This window comes from Faecalibacterium hominis (ex Afrizal et al. 2022), from assembly GCF_049545105.1.
Classification (GTDB): Bacteria; Bacillota; Clostridia; order Oscillospirales; family Ruminococcaceae; genus Faecalibacterium; species Faecalibacterium duncaniae.
The window spans coordinates 186,966-207,454 of record NZ_CP186860.1; the positions used below are offsets into that span (position 1 = coordinate 186,966).

Annotated in this window: 19 protein-coding genes and 1 tRNA gene; 16 read left to right on the top strand and 4 right to left on the bottom strand. The window is 60.1% G+C overall.

Annotated elements, in window-relative coordinates:
• The 11 genes from ACKXGA_RS00950 (at position 1) to ACKXGA_RS01000 (ending at position 12,179) form a co-directional block, all read left to right on the top strand.
• A tRNA-Gly gene (locus ACKXGA_RS00950) sits at positions 1 to 75 on the top strand.
• A 126-nt stretch (positions 76 to 201) separates the two neighbouring features.
• A complete protein-coding gene (locus tag ACKXGA_RS00955; RefSeq protein ID WP_156057749.1) occupies positions 202 to 561 on the top strand; it encodes a type II toxin-antitoxin system RelE/ParE family toxin in 360 nt (119 codons plus the stop codon).
• Positions 558 to 839 carry a helix-turn-helix domain-containing protein gene (locus ACKXGA_RS00960; protein WP_035394514.1) on the top strand — a complete coding sequence of 94 codons (282 nt, stop codon included), beginning with the start codon at positions 558 to 560 and terminating at the stop codon, positions 837 to 839. Before ACKXGA_RS00955 ends, ACKXGA_RS00960 begins: the two co-directional genes overlap by 4 nt.
• 164 nt (positions 840 to 1,003) lie before the next feature.
• Complete coding sequence (gene pyrH, locus ACKXGA_RS00965) at positions 1,004 to 1,714, top strand: UMP kinase (protein ID WP_005933880.1); 711 nt, start codon at positions 1,004 to 1,006, stop codon at positions 1,712 to 1,714.
• An 87-nt stretch (positions 1,715 to 1,801) separates the two neighbouring features.
• Positions 1,802 to 2,356, top strand: coding sequence for a ribosome recycling factor (frr, locus tag ACKXGA_RS00970; RefSeq protein ID WP_097772273.1), 555 nt, complete (start codon positions 1,802 to 1,804; stop codon positions 2,354 to 2,356).
• 112 nt (positions 2,357 to 2,468) lie between these two features.
• A complete protein-coding gene (uppS, locus tag ACKXGA_RS00975) occupies positions 2,469 to 3,182 on the top strand; it encodes a polyprenyl diphosphate synthase (protein WP_423729873.1) in 714 nt (237 codons plus the stop codon).
• Positions 3,183 to 3,212: 30 nt separating this feature from the next.
• Entirely contained in the window at positions 3,213 to 4,073 is an 861-nt protein-coding gene (locus ACKXGA_RS00980) for a phosphatidate cytidylyltransferase (protein ID WP_317393483.1), read from the top strand.
• Positions 4,074 to 4,089: 16 nt separating this feature from the next.
• A complete protein-coding gene (dxr, locus tag ACKXGA_RS00985; protein ID WP_423729874.1) occupies positions 4,090 to 5,241 on the top strand; it encodes a 1-deoxy-D-xylulose-5-phosphate reductoisomerase in 1,152 nt (383 codons plus the stop codon).
• Between the two features lie 9 nt (positions 5,242 to 5,250).
• Complete coding sequence (locus ACKXGA_RS00990; RefSeq protein WP_423729875.1) at positions 5,251 to 6,438, top strand: M50 family metallopeptidase; 1,188 nt, start codon at positions 5,251 to 5,253, stop codon at positions 6,436 to 6,438.
• A 19-nt stretch (positions 6,439 to 6,457) separates the two neighbouring features.
• The gene (gene ispG, locus ACKXGA_RS00995) at positions 6,458 to 7,504 is read left to right on the top strand and encodes a flavodoxin-dependent (E)-4-hydroxy-3-methylbut-2-enyl-diphosphate synthase (protein ID WP_005933865.1); all 1,047 of its coding nucleotides are present in this window, start codon (positions 6,458 to 6,460) and stop codon (positions 7,502 to 7,504) included.
• 421 nt (positions 7,505 to 7,925) lie between these two features.
• A complete protein-coding gene (locus ACKXGA_RS01000) occupies positions 7,926 to 12,179 on the top strand; it encodes a PolC-type DNA polymerase III (protein WP_423730378.1) in 4,254 nt (1,417 codons plus the stop codon).
• Positions 12,180 to 12,247: 68 nt separating this feature from the next.
• On the opposite strand, the gene ACKXGA_RS01005 is transcribed toward ACKXGA_RS01000, so the two are convergent.
• Both ACKXGA_RS01005 and ACKXGA_RS01010 read right to left on the bottom strand, forming a co-directional pair.
• On the bottom strand, positions 12,248 to 14,032 hold the full coding sequence (locus ACKXGA_RS01005) for a Na/Pi cotransporter family protein (RefSeq protein WP_423729876.1): 1,785 nt from the start codon (positions 14,030 to 14,032) through the stop codon (positions 12,248 to 12,250).
• Positions 14,033 to 14,300: 268 nt separating this feature from the next.
• Positions 14,301 to 14,423 (bottom strand): hypothetical protein, encoded by a 123-nt coding sequence (locus tag ACKXGA_RS01010; protein ID WP_255536694.1) that lies wholly within the window; start codon positions 14,421 to 14,423, stop codon positions 14,301 to 14,303.
• A gap of 183 nt (positions 14,424 to 14,606) precedes the next feature.
• On the opposite strand from ACKXGA_RS01010, the gene ACKXGA_RS01015 reads away from it, so the two are divergent.
• From ACKXGA_RS01015 to ACKXGA_RS01025, 3 genes are all read left to right on the top strand, one after another.
• Positions 14,607 to 14,864: a type II toxin-antitoxin system HicA family toxin gene (locus ACKXGA_RS01015; protein ID WP_117476854.1), complete on the top strand. Its 258-nt coding sequence runs from the start codon at positions 14,607 to 14,609 to the stop codon at positions 14,862 to 14,864.
• Complete coding sequence (locus ACKXGA_RS01020) at positions 14,848 to 15,210, top strand: type II toxin-antitoxin system HicB family antitoxin (protein WP_117535192.1); 363 nt, start codon at positions 14,848 to 14,850, stop codon at positions 15,208 to 15,210. Before ACKXGA_RS01015 ends, ACKXGA_RS01020 begins: the two co-directional genes overlap by 17 nt.
• A gap of 179 nt (positions 15,211 to 15,389) precedes the next feature.
• Entirely contained in the window at positions 15,390 to 16,865 is a 1,476-nt protein-coding gene (locus ACKXGA_RS01025; protein WP_423729877.1) for an AAA family ATPase, read from the top strand.
• Positions 16,866 to 17,036: 171 nt separating this feature from the next.
• On the opposite strand, the gene ACKXGA_RS01030 is transcribed toward ACKXGA_RS01025, so the two are convergent.
• Positions 17,037 to 17,504: a CBS domain-containing protein gene (locus ACKXGA_RS01030; protein WP_215665843.1), complete on the bottom strand. Its 468-nt coding sequence runs from the start codon at positions 17,502 to 17,504 to the stop codon at positions 17,037 to 17,039.
• A gap of 372 nt (positions 17,505 to 17,876) precedes the next feature.
• On the opposite strand from ACKXGA_RS01030, the gene ACKXGA_RS01035 reads away from it, so the two are divergent.
• Positions 17,877 to 18,227, top strand: coding sequence for an Asp23/Gls24 family envelope stress response protein (locus ACKXGA_RS01035; protein WP_005933848.1), 351 nt, complete (start codon positions 17,877 to 17,879; stop codon positions 18,225 to 18,227).
• Between the two features lie 28 nt (positions 18,228 to 18,255).
• Positions 18,256 to 19,950, top strand: a complete 1,695-nt coding sequence (locus ACKXGA_RS01040) for a DAK2 domain-containing protein (protein ID WP_005933847.1) — start codon at positions 18,256 to 18,258, stop codon at positions 19,948 to 19,950.
• A 73-nt stretch (positions 19,951 to 20,023) separates the two neighbouring features.
• Here the strand turns inward: ACKXGA_RS01040 and ACKXGA_RS01045 are convergent, their stop codons facing one another.
• Positions 20,024 to 20,413, bottom strand: a complete 390-nt coding sequence (locus tag ACKXGA_RS01045; RefSeq protein WP_423729878.1) for a hypothetical protein — start codon at positions 20,411 to 20,413, stop codon at positions 20,024 to 20,026.
• Positions 20,414 to 20,489 lie beyond the last annotated feature (76 nt).

The following is a 20,489-nucleotide window of genomic DNA, read 5'->3' on the forward strand; positions in this document are numbered from 1 at the left end:
GCGGGCATCGTACATCGGCTAGTATATCAGCCTTCCAAGCTGAGGAGGTGGGTTCGATTCCCATTGCCCGCTCCATGCAGAAAAGGCGCTGATTCGTTCAGAATCGGCGCTTTTTATTTTGCCTGTAACCCACTTGACAATGGCAGCCTGATCCGCTATACTGAATATAGGATAAAACCACTATTTCATGGAGGCGGCGGCGTGCAGGAATACGAGATCGAATTTTATGACAAAGCCGATGGCTCCGAACCGGCGAAAGAGTTTATTCTGGCTCTGGATGCGAAAATGCGGGCCAAGGTCGTGCGCACGGTCGGGCTTCTCCGGGAGGAAGGGCCTTCATTGCGGGAGCCGTACTCCAAGCATCTGGAGGATGGCATTTTTGAGATCCGCACCAAGTTCGGCTCCGACATTACCCGTGTGCTGTACTTTTTTGTGATCGGCAGAAGGATCATCCTTACGAACGGCTTTGTCAAAAAGACGCAGAAGACACCTGCTTCCGAGATCGCACTTGCAAAGCAGTACCGTGCCGATTATCTCAGCCGAAAGGAGTGCTCCAAATGACCAATTTCAATGATTTTCTCAACGAACAGATGAAAGACCCTGAGTTTAAGGCAGAGTGGGATGCCCTTGACCCCGAATTTGCTGTGATCGAGGCGATCCTTGCCGCCCGGAAGGAAAGCGGACTGACCCAGCAACAGCTTTCCGAGCGCACCGGCATTGCCCAGACAGACATCAGCAAGCTGGAGCGCGGCAACGGAAATCCTTCGCTTCGCACCCTGCAGCGGCTGGCTGCCGGTATGGGGATGCGGGTCAAGATCGAATTTGTTCCGGCAAAGTGAACCTCCAAGCAGATGGCCTGCGGGCTGTCTGCTTTTTTGATGGGGAGAGCTTGTTCACTTTACCTGTTTACTTTGAAGCGATTTTATAGTAAAATAAGGTGAATAAATCAGGGGCAGGGGAAACTCCGGCCTGATGAGAGAAATGATTTAGGTGGTGTATTGATATGGCATTGAAATATCAGCGGATCCTTCTGAAGATCAGCGGCGAGGCCCTGGGCGGCGAAAAGGGCACCGGCTTTGACGAGCCGACCATGGACGCGATCTGCGGCGGCGTGAAAAAAGCCCACGACCTGGGCGTGCAGATCGGCATCGTGGTGGGCGGCGGCAACTTCTGGCGCGGCCGTTCCAGCGGCAAGATGGAGCGCACCCTGGCCGACAAGATCGGAATGCTGGCGACCGTGATGAACGCGCTGGCTGTCTCCGACAAGCTGGAGCAGCTGGGCGTGGAGACCGAGGTGTTCACCTCCATCACCATGCCGCAGGTGGCCCCCGCCTTTACCCGCAAGGATGCCCTGAAGGCCATGGCAGACGGCAAGATCGCCATCTTCGGCGGCGGCACCGGCAACCCCTTCTTCTCTACCGACACCACCACGGCTCTGCGTGCTGTTGAGGTGAGTGCGGACATCATGTTCAAGGCCACCATGGTGGACGGCGTGTATGACAAGGACCCCCACAAGTACCCCGATGCCAAAAAGTACGACACCCTGACCTTTACCAAGGTGCTGGAGGATCGCCTGGCTGTGATGGACGGCACTGCCGCCACCCTCTGCCGCGACAACAAGCTCCCCATCCTGGTTTTTGACCTGGCCGACCCGGACAACATTGCAAAGGCCGTGCAGGGCGAGAATGTGGGCACCCTGGTCTACGAGGGCTGAGCATAGCCCGCATCCCCGTACCATAGAATGGAACAGGCAGCAATCACAGCGCCTGTGCAGAACAATATATAACAGGAGAAAAGGACAATGAGCAGCAACACCAAGGCATTTGAAGAAAAGATGAAGAGCTCCGTGGAGCATCTGGACCGCGAGCTGGCCGCTGTGCGTGCAGGCCGCGCCAACCCCGCCGTTCTGGACAAGGTGAGCGTGGACTACTACGGTGCCCCCACTCCCATCCAGCAGGTGGCCTCTGTGGCCGTGAGCGAGGCCCGCACCCTGACCATCACCCCCTGGGACCGCACCCTGCTGCGCGCCATCACCAAGGCCATCATGGCCAGCGACGTGGGCATCACCCCCATTGATGACGGCTCCACCATCCGCCTGAACTTCCCAGCCCCCACCGAGGAGCGCCGCAAGCAGCTGGCAAAGGAAGTTGCCAAGCTGGGCGAGGAGGCCAAGGTGGCCGTGCGCAATGTCCGCCGCGACGCTATGGACAAGGCCAAGGCCATGAAGAAGGCCGGTGAGCTGACCGAGGACACCCAGAAGACCATGGAAGAAGAGGTCCAGAAGCTGACCGACAAGTATATCAAGAACATCGACGCAGCCGTTGAGGAAAAGCAGAAGGAGATCATGTCCGTCTGATCGCCGCGGCGAAACGAAACGTGTGAGGTGCCGTGCGCTGGAACGAGTGCGCGGCACTTTTTGCCGAAACCGGGGCAGGGAACCCCCGCCCCGCAAACGCAGGAGAATGATTATGAACCATCCCAAAGAATTTGCCGAGGGCCTTTCCATCGGCATCATCATGGACGGCAACGGCCGCTGGGCCAAGCTGCGGGGCCTGCCCCGCACCGCGGGCCACAAAAAGGGTGCCGCCGTGTTTCAGGATATCGCCAACTACTGCGAGGAGCTGGGCGTTTCGTCCGTGACCTTCTACGCCTTCTCCACCGAGAACTGGAAGCGCCCGCTGGAAGAGGTCTCCGCCATTATGAAGCTGTTCGGCGAGTATCTGCTCAAGGGCTTCAACTATAAGGACCGCAACATTCGCATCAAGTTCCTGGGCGACCGGGCCGCGCTGGATGCAAAGCTCCAGAAGCTGATGAACGAGCTGGAGGAGGACTCTGCCGCCAAGACCGGCATGACCCTGAACATTGCCGTGAACTACGGCGGCCGCCCCGAGATCGTGCGGGCCGCCCGGCAGCTGGCCCAGCAGGTGGCAGAGGGCACCCTCAAGCCCGAGGACATCACCGAAGAGATGATGAGCGACCACATGTATACCGCCGGCCAGAAGGACCCGGATTTCATCCTGCGTCCCTCGGGCGAGAAGCGCCTTTCCAACTTCATGCTCTGGCAGGCCGCTTACGCCGAACTGGTGGAGATGGATGTGCTCTGGCCCGATTTCACCCGTGATGACCTGGATGCCGCCATCACGGAGTTCAACAAGCGCTCCCGCCGGTTTGGCGGCATCTGACCCTTGCAATTCCCAAAAGGAGAAATTTGAATGAAAACTCGTATCATAACCGCAGTTGTGGGCATCCTCGTCCTGATCGGGGTGCTGTTCACTTTTGACACGCTGGTGTTCAATTTTGTCATTGCCGCCATTACCCTGATCGCCATCCACGAGGTCTTCAAGGCCCTGGGCTTTGGCAGAAAGGAATGGCCCATGTACGCCGTGTTCGTGCCCTACACCCTGCTGATCATGCTGTCCAGCTATCAGGTGTGGCGGCGGCTGGTCATGCCGGCCTCCTTTTTGATGGTGCTGTTCTTCGGCATCTATCTGGTGGTGCGCAACGCACAGGTGGATTTTGCAAAAGCCAGCGGTCTGGTGATGTTTTCCGGCATCGTGATCTTCTGCTTCTACTCTTTTATCCGTTTGAAGGAGCTGCTGCCGGTGGAGACCTACGGCTATGACGCGATGTTCTTTATTCTGCTCATCCTCTGCTTTGCCTGGGGCGGCGATACCTGCGCCTACTTTGCAGGCAGAGCCTTTGGCAAGCACAAACTCTGCCCCGTGGTCAGCCCCAAAAAGACCGTGGAGGGAGCCATTGGCGGCGTGCTGGGCACCATGGTGTTCGGCGTGATCGCCACTGTCATCTACTCCATTGCGGCCAACCGGATGGAGGCGTTCACCCGCACCAACATCGGCGTTTCGATGTACGTGATCATTGCCCTGCTGGCCTGCGTGGCCGCTGTGCTGGGCATCTACGGCGACCTGTTCGCCAGCGTGGTCAAGCGCCAGTGCGGCATCAAGGATTATGGCACCATCTTCCCGGGCCACGGCGGCATTCTGGACCGCTTCGACAGCGTCATGTTCATTGCGCCGTTCGTCACCATGGTGGTCATCGCTGTTTTCTATCACTGAATGCAGGAGGTAGCTTATGTCTAAAAAAATCACGCTGCTGGGTTCTACCGGTTCCATCGGCACCCAGAGCCTGGATGTCATCCGTGCCCAGGGGTATGAGGTGTTCGGCCTTTCCGCCCACAGCCATGTGGAGAAGATCCTGGAGCAGATCGAGGAGTTTCACCCCCGGTATGTCTGCATGACCGACCCCGATGCCGCCGCCCGGCTGGACGCGGCTCTGGCGGGCCGTGCCAACGCCCCCCGGCTGCTGATCGGCCCCGAGGGCCTGAAGGAGCTGGCCGCCATGGACGGTCCCGATGTGGTGCTGAACAGTGTGGTGGGCATCGCCGGTCTGGGTGCCAGCCTGACCGCCATTGAGAGCGGTCACGATCTGGCCCTTGCCAACAAGGAGAGCCTTGTCACGGGCGGTCACCTGGTGACCCAGGCTGTGGCAAAGCACGGCGTGAAGCTGCTGCCTGTGGACAGCGAGCACTCCGCCATCTTCCAGTGCCTGCAGGACAAGGAGAGCGCCAAGAGCCTGACCAAGATCCTGCTCACGGCCTCCGGCGGCCCCTTCTTCGGCATGAAGACCGAGGAGCTGCGGGGCAAGACCAAGGCCGATGCCCTCAAGCACCCCAACTGGAACATGGGTGCCAAGATCACCATCGACTCTGCCACCCTGATGAACAAGGGCCTGGAGCTGATCGAGGCGGTCTGGCTGTTCGGCCTGCCCCCCGAGAAGATCCAGATCGTGGTGCAGCGCCAGAGCATTGTCCACTCTGCCGTGCAGTACAGCGATAACTCCATCATTGCCCAGCTGGGCGTGCCCGATATGCGCATCCCCATCCAGTACGCCCTGACCTACCCGGCCCGTGTGCCCGGTGTGGTGCCCGAGCTGGACTTTACCACCCTGAAGCTGCTGACCTTCGATGTGGCCGACGAGGAGACCTTCCGCTGCCTGGCTGCCTGCAAAAAGGCCATCAAGAAGGGCGGTCTGGGCCCCTGCGCCGCCAACGGTGCCAACGAGGAGGCAGTCAAGCTCTTCCTCGAGGATAAGATCGGCTTCCTCGATATCGGCCGACTGGTGGAAGCTGTTGTGGACAGCGACAGCTTTGGCGGCGATTACACCCTGGCCGATGTGTATGAGTGCGACAAGATGGCCCGCGCCTTTGTGAGAGCGCACCTGTAAGGAGAACTGATGTCTTTTATTGTCACCTTTATTGCTGCGGTGTTCGTGTTCAGCGCCGTGATCGCCATCCACGAGTTCGGCCACTTCATGGTGGCAAAGCTCTGCGGTGTGCAGGTCAACGAGTTCTCCATCGGCATGGGGCCGGTGCTGTGCAAGCGGGTGCGCAAGGGCACCCAGTACAGCATCCGCGCCCTGCCCGTGGGCGGCTTTGTGGCGCTGGAAGGGGAGGAAAGCCCCGAGAGCAAGCAGGCGGAGGAGAACCTCTCAGTCGTCTCCGACGACAGCTCCCCTAGTAGGGGAGCCAAGGTGGATGCCGGGAAGCCTGACTTGCCTCCCCTATCAGGGGAGGTGGCAGAGCCGACAGGCTCTGACGGAGAGGTTTCTCCCTCGGGCATCCCGCTGAATAAGGCCCCTGTCTGGCAGCGGGCCCTCATCATGCTGGCGGGTGCCGGGATGAACTTTGTGCTGGGCTTTGTGGTCATGGCCATCCTCATCACCGCCCAGAACGAACCCATCACCAGCAAGGTCCTCTATCAGGTGGAGGAGAACGCCCTCTGCGGCCAGACCGGCCTGCAGGCAGGGGATAAGATCCTTGCGGTGAATGGCCGCCGCTGCTTTGTGGCAAACGATATCCTCTATGAGCTGATGCGCACGGAGGACTACACCGCCGATTTCACCGTTCTGCGGGACGGCAAAAAGGTGGAGCTGCCCGGTGTGCAGTTCGACACCTGGCAGGATGACAGGGGCGAGACCCACATGAGCCTGGGCTTTACAGTCTACGGCATCAAAAAAACACCGCTGAACGTGCTGAAAGAGGCGGGCAACAGTGTGCTCTACTACGGGCGCATCATCTTTGCCTCCCTCTCCGACCTGCTGCGGGGGCGGGAGAGCATCAACGACCTCTCCGGCCCGGTGGGCATCGTAACGGCCATCGGGCAGGCCGCCAGCTACGGCTGGCAGGACCTGCTGGAGATGCTTGCGCTCATCACCGTGAATGTGGGCATCTTCAACCTGCTGCCCTTCCCGGCGCTGGACGGCGGCAAGGTGGTGTTCCTGCTCATTGAGGGCGTGACCGGCCATGCCGTGCCCGAAAAGATCCAGAGCGGCCTGATCGTGGCAGCCTTTGCGCTGCTGTTCGGGCTGATGATTTTTGCAACTTACAACGATATCCTCCGGCTCATTACCGGGGCAATGTGATACGGAAAGGAAAACGACCATGCGGCAGCTGAAACGAGAAGTGAAGATCGGCAATGTGACCATTGGCGGCAACAACCCCATTGCGGTGCAGACCATGCTGAATGTCCCCGTGGAGGACATTGAGGGCAACGTTGCCCAGGCAAAGCGCTGTGAGGCGGCGGGCTGCCAGATCCTGCGTGTGACCTGCCCCAGCGCGGCGGATGCCAAGTGCATCGAGGCTGTGAAGAACGCGGTGAACATCCCCATCGTGGCGGATATCCACTTTGACTACAAGGCAGCGCTGGCCTGCGCCGACGTTGGTGTGGACAAGATCCGCATCAACCCCGGCAACATCGGCGATGACGACCGGGTCAAGGCCGTGGTGCAGGCCTGCCAGCAGAAGAACATCCCCATCCGCATCGGCGTGAACGGCGGCAGCCTGGAAAAGCACATCCTGGCAAAGTACGGCGCACCCGTGCCCGAGGCCATGGTGGAAAGTGCCCTGTACCATGTCCGCCTGCTGGAGAAGTTCGATTTCAACAACATCGTCATCTCCATCAAGAACTCCAACGTGCCCCGCATGATGGAGGCCTACCGCCAGCTGAGCGCCGTGACCGATTACCCCCTGCATGTGGGCGTGACGGAGGCCGGTACTTACCAGATGGGTCTGCTCAAGAGCGGCATGGGCATCGGCGGGATGCTGCTGGAGGGCATCGGCGATACCATCCGCGTCTCGCTGGCCGCCGAACCTGAGAAGGAAGTGGAAGCAGGCTACAACATCCTGCGCGCCGTGGGCTTCCCCGTGGCTGGCCCCGAGGTCATCACCTGCCCCACCTGCGGCCGCACCCAATACCCCTGCACCGAGATCGCCAACGAGGTGGAAAAGCGCCTGCAGGGCTATAAGAAATCCATCAAGGTGGCCGTCATGGGCTGCGTGGTCAACGGCCCCGGCGAGGCCCGCGAAGCCGATATCGGCATTGCAGGCGGCAAGGGCGAGGCTGTCCTCTTCATCCACGGCCAGCCCATCAAGAAGCTGACCGGCGATAATATCCTCGACCAGTTCATGGAGGAAATCTATAAGATCTGAGAGAAATAAACCCCACCGTCATTGCTTCGCAATGCCACCTGTCCGGGTTGCGGCACCCAGCGTCCACTTCGTGCAGAGCACTCGTGTCCTGCTGGCCGCGGCCCCAACAACTCCTCCCTGTTTCCGCCACTGGCGGCGGTCGTCGTTGTTGCCTAATAGGGGCGGCCTTGGCAAAAAGATGAAGCTTTACGAGATGCCAAAGGCCCCCCTATTAGCGGGGGCTGTCGCCGCAGGCGACTGGGGGGTTAAATTCAGCACCCCCAAAAGGTCATGCTGCAATTGCCTCTCCCTTTGGGAGAGGTGGCATCCCGCAGGGATGACGGAGAGGGCGCAGGAGCGAAGCGCCTGAGAGGTTCAGAAATAACATCAAAAGGAGTAACCCATCGTGACACCACTTGTATCTCAGCTATGGCCGCAGTTCATGGCGGACCCGGATTTCGCGGCCAGCTTCGGGCGCGTGATCGTGGAGCATGCCCGGATGCTGCGGCAGGAGCGGCAGGTCGTTTTTACCCTGCGCAGTGCCGCCCCGCTGGACAAGGGGCTGTGCGCCCGGCTGCTGGCCTCCCTGCAGCCGGATTATGAGGGCTTTGAACTGAAGATCAACAACCTCTTTGGCTATGCCACGCTGGACGAAGCCGCCCTGCGGGAGCTGATGGAGGAGATGAAGCGGGACGGCATCCCCATCAACGGCTTTCTGGACCGGTGCCGGATCACCATCACCGGCCAGAACATCACGGTGGGGGTCTGCCACGGCACCAAGTTTTTGCAGGAGATGGAGTTTGAGCGCCTGCTGGCGGACCGCGTTGCCGCCCACACCGGTGTCAGGCCAAAAGTCACCCTGACAAGCGCGGTGGGCGAGGCCGAACAGCGCCAGATGGAGGAAAAGCTGGAGCGCAAGATCGCCCCGCCAGTGGTCAAGTTCGAGAAAAAGAACACCGCCCCCTCCATCAAGGTGGAGGGCCTTGACCTGACCGACAAGCCCGTGACCATTTTCCACGGCAAGATGTTCACCCCCAAGAACCTCACCCCCCTCAAGGACCTGGGCGGCGAGGGCGGCAAGTGCGTGATCTGGGGCGACGTGTTCTTCACCGAGGTCAAGGGCAACTACCGCAAGATCTACACGGTGTCCATCACCGATTACACCGGCTCCATCAACCTGAAGATCCGCGCGCAGGAAGGGGAGGACTGCTCCAAGTGGGAGAACATCGCCAAGGGCACCACCCTGCTGGTGCGCGGCGACTGCACCTACGACAAGTACGAGCACGACTACATCGTTTACCCCTACGATGTCCTGTTCGTGGAGCGGAAAAAGCGGGAGGACAACGCCCCGGAAAAGCGGGTGGAGCTTCACCTGCATACCAAGCTGTCCAGCATGGATGCCTTCTGCGACCCGGGCGGCATCGTCAAGCTGGCCCACCGGATGGGCCACCCTGCCATTGCCATCACCGACCACGGTGTCTGTCAGGGCTACCCGGAGGCCATGCTGGCCACCGACGAGATCCACAAGAGCGACCCGGATTTCAAGCTGATCTACGGCTGCGAGGCCTACTTTGTGGATGATATGGTGCCCTGCGTCTACGGCGTGAAGGACCAGCCGCTGGACGGCGAGTTCTGCGTGTTCGACACCGAGACCACCGGCCTGGACCCCGGCGTGGAGTACCTGACCGAGATCGGCGCGGTGATCGTGCGGAACGGGGAAGTGGTGGAGGAGTTCGACACCTTTGTCAAGCCGGGCAAGCCCATCACCCCCAAGATCACCGAGCTGACCGGCATCACCAACGAGATGGTGGCCGATGCCCCCGGGGAAAAGGAAGCGCTGGAAGCCTTTCTCCGGTTCGCGGATGGCCGCATCCTGGTGGCCCACAATGCCCATGCGTTCGATATCCGCTTCCTGAAAGCCGCCGCCAAGCGCAGCGGCATTTCCTTTGAGCCGACCTATATCGACACCCTGACCATGGCGCAGGCCATGTACCCGGGCCTGCACAACTACAAGCAGGGGACCATCAACAAGCATCTGGAGCTGCCCAGCTACGAGGCCCACCGCGCCTGCGAGGATTCCGCCGCGCTGGGCCGCATCTTCTGCGTCATGCTCAGTGACCTTGCCGAGAAAGAGGTCACCACCGTGGAGGGCATCAACACCGGTCTGGGCGGCAACCGGGAGGTGCTGAAAAAGAAGTACTTCCACCTCATCATTCTGGTCAAGAACCAGATGGGCCTGAAGAACCTGTACAAGATCGTGAGCGAGGCCCACGTCAACTACTTCTTCAAGAAGCCCCGTGTGCCCCGCAGCCTGCTGAACAAGTACCGCGACGGCCTGATCCTGACCAGCGCCTGCGAGGCGGGCGAGCTTTACCGTGCCGTTGTGGAGGGGCGCTCCTACGAGGAACTGAAGAAGATCGCCTCCTACTACGACGTGCTGGAGATCCAGCCCCTGGGCAACAACGAGTATATGGTGCGGGACGGCAAGGTGGAGAGCGAGGAGGTCATCAAGGACTTCAACCGCACCATCATCCGGCTGGGCGAGGACCTGCACAAACCGGTCATCGCCACCGGCGACGTGCACTTTACCGAGCCGGAGGATGCCATCTACCGCACGGTGCTGCAGGCGGGCAACGGCTTCAAGGATGCGGACACCCAGCCCCCGCTGTTCTACCGCACCACTGAGGATATGCTGAAGCAGTTCAGCTACCTGCCCAAGGAAAAGGCCTACGAGATCGTGGTGACCAACCCCCGCAAGATCGCGGCCACCATCGACAACAACGTGCGGGCCATCCCGCGCGGCACCTACCCGCCCAGCATCGAGGGTGCGGAGCAGCAGCTGCGCGATGCCACCTGGGAACACGCCAGGCGGGATTACGGCGACCCCCTGCCCAAGATCGTGGAGGACCGCCTGAAAAAGGAGCTGGACTCCATCTGCGGCCACGGCTACGCGGTTCTGTACGTCATTGCCGTCAAGCTGGTGGCCTACTCCAACGCGGGCGGCTATCAGGTGGGCAGCCGTGGCTCGGTGGGCTCCTCTGCCGTGGCCCACTTCTCCGGCATTTCGGAGGTCAACAGCCTGCCGCCCCACTATCGCTGCCCCAAGTGCAAGTACAGCGAGTTCATCACCGACGGCAGCGTGGACGACGGCTTTGACCTGCCCGATAAGGACTGCCCCCACTGCGGTACCCGGATGCTGGTGGACGGCCACGACATCCCCTTTGAGACCTTCCTGGGCTTCTACGGCGACAAGGAGCCTGATATCGATCTGAACTTCTCAGGCGAGTATCAGTCCAACGTCCACCGCTACACCGAGGAGCTGTTCGGCAAGGCCAATGTGTTCAAGGCGGGCACGGTGTCCGGCATTCAGGACAAGACCGCCTACGGCTACGTCAAAAAGTATCTGGAGGCCCGCGGAAAAACCGTCAACCACGCCGAGGAGAACCGCCTGACCCTGGGCTGCACCGGTGTCAAGCGCACCACCGGCCAGCACCCCGGCGGCATGGTGGTTGTGCCCGATACCTACGAGATCTACGATTTCTGCCCCATCCAGCACCCGGCGGATGATGTGGCGGGCGGCCTGCTCACAACGCATTTCGAGTTCAAGTACCTCCACGACACCCTGCTCAAGCTGGACGAGCTGGGCCACGATATGCCCACCTTCTACAAGTATTTTGAGGAATACACCGGCATCCCCGTGGACAGCATCCCCATGAACGACCCCCGGGTGTACAGCCTGCTCACCAGCCCGGAGGAGCTGGGCGTGACCCCGGAGCAGATCGACAGCCAGACCGGCACCTTCGGTATCCCGGAAATGGGCACCAACTTCGTGCGCGGAATGCTGGTGGAGGCCCGGCCCCGGAACTTCTCGGAGCTGATCCAGATCTCGGGCCTGTCCCACGGCACCGATGTCTGGACCGGCAACGCCGACGAGCTGATCCGCAGCGGCACCTGCACCATCGCGGAGGTCATCGGCTGCCGTGACAGCATCATGCTCTACCTGCTGCGCAAGGGGCTGGAGCCCAAGATGGCCTTTGATATCATGGAGGCGGTCCGTAAGGGCAAGGTGGCCAAGGGCGGCTTCAAGCCCGGCTGGGAGGAAGCCATGCGGGAGCACGAGGTGCCGGACTGGTACATCGAGTCCTGCCGCAAGATCAAGTATATGTTCCCCAAGGCCCACGCTGTGGCCTACCTGATGAGCGCCATCCGGCTGATGTGGTTCAAGCTCTACCGCCCGGCAGAGTTCTATGCCGTTTACTTCACCGTGCGCGGCGATGATATCGACTATGAGGCCGCTGTGGGCGGTGCGGCTGTGGCCCGCGCCCACATGGAAGCGGTGAAGCGCCGCCTGAAAGAGGAGAAGAACGCCAAGGACGAGGACGTGCTGGTCAGCCTGCAGCTGGTCAACGAAATGCTCTCCCGCGGGTATGAGTTCCTGCCCATCGAGCTGGGCAAGAGCCGCGGCAACAAGTATATCGTGGAGGATGGCAAGGTGCGCCTGCCCTTCTGTGCCCTGAAAGGCGTGGGCGGCACTGCCGCCGCCTCGCTGGAGCGTGCCACCATCGACGGGCAGGAGTATATCTCCGTGGAGGAGCTCCAGCAGGCCACCGGCGTGACCAGCGCCGTTCTGGAAAGCCTGCGCACCGCCGGTGTGCTGGCAGACCTGCCCGAGAGCAGCCAGGTGAGCTTCTTCTGACCCCTTATGCAACAAAAAATCCCCTGCCAATATCCGGCAGGGGATTTTTGTGTTGTGTGGTTCAGCCTTTACGCTTCCTTTTCCATAGCGGCCAGCGGGGTCAGGTACTCCTTGCAGCACTCCTCGTACATGAGGGAGTATTCCTTGCTGGGGTTGTGGTGCATCAGGCTCTTGAGGGTGTGGGAATCGTAGTCGTCGCCCTCGCTGGTGCCCACCAGACGGGCCGCCACGTTGGAGCAGTGGTCGGAGATGCGCTCCACATTGTTCAGCACATCCAGGAACACCACGCCGGTATCAATGGAGCAGATGCCATCCTTCAGGCGCTTGATGTGGCCGTCGCGGAGCTTCTCCACCAGAATGTCGATGACCTCTTCCAGCGGCTCCACCTGACGGGCCAGCGCGATGTCATCGTTCTCAAAGGCATCGTTGGTGCGGGTCAGGATCTGCTCCAGCGCGGAATCCAGCAGCTTCAGCTCGTTCTTGGCAATGTCGCTGAAGGAGGCCTCTTTCTCGCAGAGCTCCACGGCCTTTTCCTGAATGTTCACGGCGTAGTCGCCGATGCGCTCGAACTCGGTGACAAAATTCAGCAGCTCGGTCACGGCATGGCTCTCGTCGTCGCCCAGCTCCTGGTCAGTCATCTTGATGAGGTAGTTGGAGATCTCCACCTCCATCCGGTCGATAAGGTTCTCCCGCACATTGATGGCGCTCACCACGTCCTCATCCATCTTGAGCAGCAGGGGAGTGGAGAGGCTGACGTTGCGGGCGGCACGGCGGGACATCTTGACCACGGCGCTCTTGGCCTGCTGCAGGGCCACGGCCGGGCTCTTGAACAGGCGCTCGTCCAGCACGGGCATACTCATTTCCTGCGCTTCCTCAGCACTGTTGGGCACGGTGAGCATGGCCAGCTTGGATAGTACACTGCTGAAAGGCAGGAACAGCAGCATGGCCGCCACACTGGAAAGGGTGTGGATGTTTGCAATGGTGCTCTTGTTCATCACGTCGCCCCACACCGGGATGCCGATGGTGTACCGCACGGCGTAGATGGCACCCAGCAGCACAAAGCTGCCGATGATGTTGAAATACAGGTGGATCAGGGCGGCGCGCTTGCCGTCCTTGGAGGAGCCGCCGATGGTCAGCAGCGGGGTAAAGGCGGTGCCGATGTGGGCACCCAGAATGATGGGGATGGCGCTGCCAAAGGTGACAAGGCCGGTGCTGGACAAGGCCTGCAGGATACCCACCGAGGCCGAGGAGGACTGGATGATGACGGTGACGACCATGCCCACCAGCACGCCCAGCACGGGGTTGGTCATGCTGACGAACAGCTCCTGAAAGGCTGCGCTCTCCCGCAGGGGGGACACGCCGGTGTCCATCAGGCTCATGCCCGTGAACAGGATGCCGAAGCCCAGCATGATCTGGCCGATGTTCTTCTTTTTGGCGTTGCGCAGGAACACATAAAAAATGCAGCCGACAAATGCCACCACCGGCGCAAACGTCTTGGGCTGGATGAGGGTCAGCAGAAGGCTTTCACCCGAGATATCCGCCATGCGGATGAGCTGACCGGTGACCGTGGTACCAATGTTTGCACCCATGATGACACCAACCGACTGCGTCAGGGTCATAATGCCAGAGTTGACAAGGCCGACACAGATGACGACTGTGCCCGCGGAGGACTGGATCACGCCGGTGATGAGGGTGCCGAAAATGACACCCTTGATGGTGGAGGAGGTCAGCTTTTGCAGCACGCCCTGCATCTTGCCGCCCGCCAGCTTTTCCAGGCCGGCACCCATGATCGACATACCATAGAGGAACAGCGCAATACCGCCCAACAATGAGGTGATGTGTGTGATATCCATCTCGATACTCCTAAAAACTTCCTTTTGCTCTTCAAACAAACCAAGGACGGCCGCCCGGGGCTTCCTGCCCTGAACGCCGTCCTTTTTATTATAGCATTGAACTCCCCCGGACAACAAGCGTTATTTTACATGTTTTTTGCATTTTTACTGCATTTCCGCGCCGTTTTGTCCTTTTGTCAACTGTTCTTTTCTTATATTTTACAGGTATTTTACATTTGAGCTTTCCCCGCGCGCTCCTGACATGCTTCCGGGAACTGCCGGGAATATGTCATGCGGCCTCGTCCAGCTCCTCCATGGCCTCCCGCACCGTGTCCGCCGAGAAGAGGAACACCCCGCCCCGGGTATAAACCTCCACATGGCCGCCTACAGATCGGATCTCGTACTCACTCATGGTGTTCCCTCCTGTTCCTGCAGCCCGCCTCCGGGCCGCTCCTGTTTTGTTCGACAAGAGAAGTATACCAGATACAGGGTACGATAAGGGGGACTTTCAAACGCTCCGCTTGACTTTTTTCATAAGTCCGCATATAATGAAGATGACACCACATACGACACCACATGGACGGAGGAATATAGGATGTCTCAATGGGATAAGCTGCTGGCACGCATTTGTGCGCTTTCCAAGGACCTGCGGTTTGATGAGCTGCGCAAGGTGCTGGAAAGCTGCGGCTATGAGATGACAGCTCCCCGGAGCGGGAGCAGCCACTATACCTTCCGCAAAGCAGGCTGTATGCCCATTACGATACCAAAGCACGAACCGATCAAGAAAGTATATGTGGAAATGGTGCGTCAGATCGTAGAGAGTGAGGCGAAAAACGATGAAAACGCTGAATGAATATCTGGCCCTTCCGTATCGGATGGAGATTGTAGAGGATAGGGAAGAGGGCGGCTATGTTGTCTCCTATCCCGATCTTCCGGGGTGCCTGACCTGCGGCGAGACCATTGAAAGCGCTGTGGAGAATGCCCGGGATGCTAAGAGGGTCTGGCTGGAGGCCGCACTGGAAGAGGGCGTATCCATTCCGAAGCCGGACAGTCTGGAGGATTACTCCGGGCAGTTCAAGCTCCGCCTGCCCCGCAGCCTGCACCGCGCTCTGGCGGAGCATTCCCAGCGGGAGGGCATCAGCATGAATCAGTACTGCGTTTACCTGCTGGCAAAAAATGATGCCCTGCACGCAGGGTAAAAGGAAAGGTTTCCGGCCCTTCGCTCTGGTGAGCGGGGGCTTTTCTTATTTTCTCCCTCTTTTTTCGCATTTTTCGCGCGAAAAATCGCCGGAACATACTCGTTGACGATACAACCAAAAGATGTTACACTTTGGGTAACAAAACAACGCTGTGTAATGCAAAAGAAAGAGGTGTTTCCATGAACGAAATGAAGGAAGCAGTGGGGAACTGGCGGGAGGCAAAGCAGTTCAGCCCGGCGGACGAGAACGATTTCCTGCGGTGGCTGGACAAGGCCGACACTGAGGAGAAGCTCTTTTCCCGGCTGACCTTCTGGTTTACCTTCCGGGGCCTGCCTGCGGACCAGAACCAGCGGTATCATCTGGTGCAGGAGCGGGCCCGGGAACTGCGGCTCTGGAACGGGCTGGAGCTCAAGCTCCGGCGCTGGCAGGACCGTGTGGCCGACGAGTACGAGCAGATCGGAAAGGAGGCGTTCGCGGCCCGCATCGGGGAGGACTACGCCGATTACATCAACAGCCTGACCGACCCGGAGGCCGCCCCGCAGCAGGCTGCCCCGGAGCCGGAGACCGCAAAGCCTGCCGGGGTGCAGGCGTGGTCGGCCCGGGAGCTGTCTGAGATGGAGCTGCCGCCCATCCGCCATGTGGTGGAGGGCCTGCTGCCCATGGGCATGGGGGTGCTGGTGGCAAAGCCCAAGCTGGGCAAGAGCTGGATGGTGCTGGACCTCTGCCTTGCCGTGGCACAGGGGGAGCCGTTTCTGGGGTTCCCCACCCGGCAGCACGGCACGCTCTACCTCGCCCTGGAGGACGGCAAGAGCCGGATGCAGACCCGCCTGCGCCGCTTGCTGGAGGGCAGGCCCGCCCCCGCCAACATGCACGTTATGTTTCAGGCCCAGCGGCTGGGCGAGGGCCTGCTGGAAATGCTGGGGGAGTATCTGGATGCCAACCCGGACATCCATCTGGTCTGCATCGATACCTTATCCAAGATCAAGCCCAAGGCAAAGCCCTTTGAAAATGCCTACGATGCCGACTACGACTACATGGGCAGGCTGAAGGCCTTTGCCGACAGCCGGGGCATCTGCGTGCTGCTGGTGCACCACACCCGCAAGAGCAAGAACCCCGAGGACAGCTTTGACAACATCAACGGCTCCACCGGCATCCTGGGTGCGGCGGATTTCACCATCGTGCTGGACAAGCAGAGCCGGATGGACGATGAAGCAGGCTTTCTGCTCACCGGCCGCGACATCGAGCAGTGCGAGCGGGTCATCCGCTTCGATAAGGCCCGCTGCCGCTGGGTCATGCAGGGCACGGCGGCCCAGCTGGCCGCGCAGCGCCGGGTGGCCGAGTATGAGGCAGAGCCCATCGTCAAGACCCTGCGGGTGCTCCTGCAGCAGGGGGATGGAACGTGGAGCGGCTACTCCAAGAACCTGATGGAGATGGGCCAGCGGTACGCCCATACCGAGCTGGCACCAAATCTGCAAATGCTTTCAAAGCGTATTCAGGAGCTGCAACCTATGCTTTGGGAACGAGATACCATTAGATATTGGTATAACAGCAATGGAAACGCTGGGAGAAAGCATAACTTTCGACAGGAACAAATCGATCACAATGCTTCGGTTCCAGTGTCTGCACAGTTATCGTTAAGACATAATGATCATTGATATCATTGGTTATCATTGATTGTCATTGACTGGTGGCAATGAAGAGCAATGATTTCAATGACTTCAATGATGAATGTTAGTATAACGAGAAAAAGCCCTGCGCAATGCCAAGGGCTCCCCCTTCGGGGGAGCTGGCAAAGCCGCAAGGCTTTGACTGAGAGGGTGAGGGCCTTACCCTCCCGCCGCAAGGCTGCCTTTGGGGCAGGCATCCGGGGCGCTCTGGGCCTTCCGGGCCTCCGCCCGGGCCTTGTCGTAGCAGTAGCGGATGATGGCCTGCCGCCGCACGATGCCGATAAAGATGCCCCGGTCGTCCACCACGGGCACAAAGTTCTGGTTCATGGCCGCTTCGATCAGCTGGTCCATGCTGGTGGTGACGGTCACGGCCTTGTAATCCCGCTTGTGGGCAAAGCTCGAGATGGGCACATCCTCGGCGGCTTCAATGTCCAGCCCGTGCTGCTGTTTCAGCCCCCAGAGGATATCCCCCTCGGTCAGGGTGCCCACATACTCGCCCTTGCGGTTGAGCACCGGGATGGATGCGTAGCGGTTGTTCTCCCATTTTTCCAGCGTCTGCCGCAGGGTGAAGTCATCGTAGACATACATCAGGTCCTGCTTGGGGGAAAGGAAAAACAAAATGTTCATCAAACAGCTCTCCAATCGTTATCCTATCGTAAACAGTGGTTCTGCCGTAAGGGCGCAGCTCCCGTTTCTCTGCTTTGATTTTAGCACTTTTCCACAGGCGGATAAAGTCAAAAATCATACTTTTTAGAATTTATTCACAGTCGCGCCCGGCCTTTTTGCAAAACATGCAGGAAAACCGTGCACAAGGCAGGGTTTTGTGGTATAATAGGAACACGAATCGGCTCACATTGCCCGCCCTTTGGAAATTGTGCTGTACACAGGGCGTGGGAAGTTGTATAATAAGGATACCGATTCCTTTCCCGGTATGCGGCGGGTTTGCCGCGGCAAGCCGGGCCACCCCAACAAGATTTCAAATAAAGGAGCAGAGCGACTATGATCACTTCCCGTTTCCCGCTGGGAGATGTCAGCTTTTCCGCCGAGTACTTCTCTACGCTGGTAGGCGAAGCAACCAAACAATGCTACGGCGTGGCCGCAATGACCCCCCGCGACCTGACCGACGTGGTCAAGAGCGTGGTGCGCGGCAACGATTACTCTGAAAAGGGCGTTCGTGTCACACAGGAAGAGGGCCGTCTCGTGATCGAGCTGCACATTGCCGTCAGCTACGGGCTCAACATCTCCACCGCCGCGCGCAGCATCTCGCACCGCGTCAAGGACGAAGTGGAGCAGGCCACCGGCCTGAAGGTTGCCCGCGTGATCGTGTCGGTGGACGACGTGATCGCCTGATGGAACTGTATATTAAGGAGTAAGGACAATGATTTCTGGTAAGATCCTGCGCGACGCGATCATCTCCGGCGCGAACAACATCAACAACCAGCGCTCCCGCGTGGACGAGCTGAACGTTTTCCCCGTGCCCGATGGCGACACCGGCACCAACATGGGCATGACGGTGGGTGCCTCCGTGGCAGAGCTGAACGCGCTGGACGACGGCTGCACCGTGGGTGAGGCCGCCAAGACCGCTGCCTCCGCCATGCTGCGCGGTGCGCGCGGCAACTCCGGCGTGATCACCAGCCTGCTGTTCCGCGGCTTCTCCAAGGCGCTGGAAGGCAAGAAGGAAGCCGACACCGCCGACATCATCGCCGCCCTGAAAAAGGGCGTGGAGGGTGCCTACAAGGCCGTGATGAAGCCCACCGAGGGCACCATCCTGACCGTTGCCCGGGTGGCCAGCGAGGAAGCTGCCGCCTGCGGTGCCGAGGAGATCCCCGCCCTGTGGGACGTGGTGATGACCGCAGGCCAGAAGGCGCTGGAGGATACCCCCAACCTGCTGCCCGTGCTGAAAAAGGCCGGCGTTGTGGACGCAGGCGGCCAGGGCATCATGATCATCTTTGAGGGCATGGGCAAGGTGTTCCACGGCGAGCCCATGGTGGCCGGCGGCGAGGGCACCCCCAACAAGGCCAAGCTCTCCACCGAGAACGCAGGCAAGGGTGTGTTCACCGACGACCTGATGAAGGTGGAGGACATCAAGAACGGCTACTGCACCCAGTTCCTCATCAACAAGTACGAGGGCGCAAGCGCCGCAAAGATGCGCGCCTTTGCCGAATCCAACGGCGACAGCGTGGTCTGCATCGAGGATGACGATGTCATCAACCTGCATGTCCACACCGCTGACCCCGGCAAGATCCTGAGCGAGGCCATCAAGTACGGTTACCTGACCAACTTCAAGATCGAGAACATGCACGAGCAGTTCCTGGCCCGCCAGAAGCAGGGCAAGAGCCTGGAAAAGCAGGCCTCCGCTGAAAAGGCTCCCGCACAGGCCAGCGAGTTCGTTTACGCCGCAGTGGACCCCAGCCGTGACTATGGCTTTGTGGCCGTTGCCGCCGGTGAGGGCCTGAAGGCTGTGTTCACCGATCTGGCTGCGGACGCTGTCGTCTCCGGCGGCCAGACCATGAACCCCGCCACCGAGGACATCCTTGCCGCCATCCAGAGCGTGCCCGCCAAGACCGTGTTCGTGCTGCCCAACAACAAGAACATCATCATGGCAGCGGAGCAGGCCCAGAAGCTGGCTGACCGTCAGGTGATCGTTCTGCCCACCCGCACCGTGCCCATGGGCATCACCGCGCTGCTCAACTTCGACCCCTCCGCCAACGCTGAGACCAACACCATCAACATGATGGCCGCCGCCGACAAGGTCAGCACCGGCCTCATCACCTACGCCGCCCGCGACAGCGAGTTTGACGGCAAGCGGATCCGGAAGGGCGAGATCATGGCTCTGGAGAACGGCAAGATCGTTGCCACCTCCACCGACCTGACCAAGGCCACCTACCGCCTGGCCCGCAGCATGTGCAAGAAGGACTCCAGCTTTGTCACCATCATCTCCGGCTGCGATGTCTCCGACGAGGAGGCCGAGAAGCTGACCGAGATCGTTAAGGCAAAGTGCCCCAACCACGTTGAGGTCAGCCACATCCGCGGCGGCCAGCCCGTATACTATTATATGATCAGCGTGGAGTAAAATTGCACTCCGGCTGAAACAGAACCGCAAAACAAACCCCCTGTGCCATGGTCTGGTACAGGGGGTTTTTGATTCACCCGCCCAGGTCCTCCAGCACCTCCTGCAGGGCGGAGTCTCCCGTCACTGCCATTCCCTGCTTGACACGCAGTGCGTCGTTTTCTGGCAGGAGGTTGACGTAAATATCCGTCTGCCGGGCAAGGCGGGTGGGGGAGCCGTCCGGCCCGCAGGTGTAGACGGCCACCATGCCGCCCTCGTCCCGGAGCAGGTACTGGGTGGGCTGGCCGGTGTCGGGCAGAGTCTGGGCCGCAAGGCTCGGCTCGGAGGGCACCGGCGCTTCGGCGGCGCTGTCCGCTCCCGGTGCAGGGGAGGGAAGCGCCAGCCGGGGCAGGGCCATCCAGAACAGGCTGAAGGCGATGGCAAAGGCGCACAGGGCGTAAAACAGGCAGAGAACTACTTTCCGCATGGAGAAAATCACTCCTTTCCAGCGGGTCTTTCCAGCGGTAGTATGCGCAAAAACGCCGCCCCTGAGACAGAAGTGC

Coding starts and splice junctions, on each gene's coding strand:
- ACKXGA_RS00960 (WP_035394514.1), top strand. CDS start 558: ATGACCAATTTCAATGATTTTCTCAACGAACAGATGAAAGACCCTGAG.
- pyrH (WP_005933880.1), top strand. CDS start 1,004: ATGGCATTGAAATATCAGCGGATCCTTCTGAAGATCAGCGGCGAGGCC.
- frr (WP_097772273.1), top strand. CDS start 1,802: ATGAGCAGCAACACCAAGGCATTTGAAGAAAAGATGAAGAGCTCCGTG.
- uppS (WP_423729873.1), top strand. CDS start 2,469: ATGAACCATCCCAAAGAATTTGCCGAGGGCCTTTCCATCGGCATCATC.
- ACKXGA_RS00980 (WP_317393483.1), top strand. CDS start 3,213: ATGAAAACTCGTATCATAACCGCAGTTGTGGGCATCCTCGTCCTGATC.
- dxr (WP_423729874.1), top strand. CDS start 4,090: ATGTCTAAAAAAATCACGCTGCTGGGTTCTACCGGTTCCATCGGCACC.
- ACKXGA_RS00990 (WP_423729875.1), top strand. CDS start 5,251: ATGTCTTTTATTGTCACCTTTATTGCTGCGGTGTTCGTGTTCAGCGCC.
- ispG (WP_005933865.1), top strand. CDS start 6,458: ATGCGGCAGCTGAAACGAGAAGTGAAGATCGGCAATGTGACCATTGGC.
- ACKXGA_RS01000 (WP_423730378.1), top strand. CDS start 7,926: ATGGCGGACCCGGATTTCGCGGCCAGCTTCGGGCGCGTGATCGTGGAG.
- ACKXGA_RS01005 (WP_423729876.1), bottom strand. CDS start 14,032: ATGGATATCACACACATCACCTCATTGTTGGGCGGTATTGCGCTGTTC.
- ACKXGA_RS01010 (WP_255536694.1), bottom strand. CDS start 14,423: ATGAGTGAGTACGAGATCCGATCTGTAGGCGGCCATGTGGAGGTTTAT.
- ACKXGA_RS01015 (WP_117476854.1), top strand. CDS start 14,607: ATGTCTCAATGGGATAAGCTGCTGGCACGCATTTGTGCGCTTTCCAAG.
- ACKXGA_RS01020 (WP_117535192.1), top strand. CDS start 14,848: ATGAAAACGCTGAATGAATATCTGGCCCTTCCGTATCGGATGGAGATT.
- ACKXGA_RS01025 (WP_423729877.1), top strand. CDS start 15,390: ATGAACGAAATGAAGGAAGCAGTGGGGAACTGGCGGGAGGCAAAGCAG.
- ACKXGA_RS01030 (WP_215665843.1), bottom strand. CDS start 17,504: ATGAACATTTTGTTTTTCCTTTCCCCCAAGCAGGACCTGATGTATGTC.
- ACKXGA_RS01035 (WP_005933848.1), top strand. CDS start 17,877: ATGATCACTTCCCGTTTCCCGCTGGGAGATGTCAGCTTTTCCGCCGAG.
- ACKXGA_RS01040 (WP_005933847.1), top strand. CDS start 18,256: ATGATTTCTGGTAAGATCCTGCGCGACGCGATCATCTCCGGCGCGAAC.
- ACKXGA_RS01045 (WP_423729878.1), bottom strand. CDS start 20,413: ATGCGGAAAGTAGTTCTCTGCCTGTTTTACGCCCTGTGCGCCTTTGCC.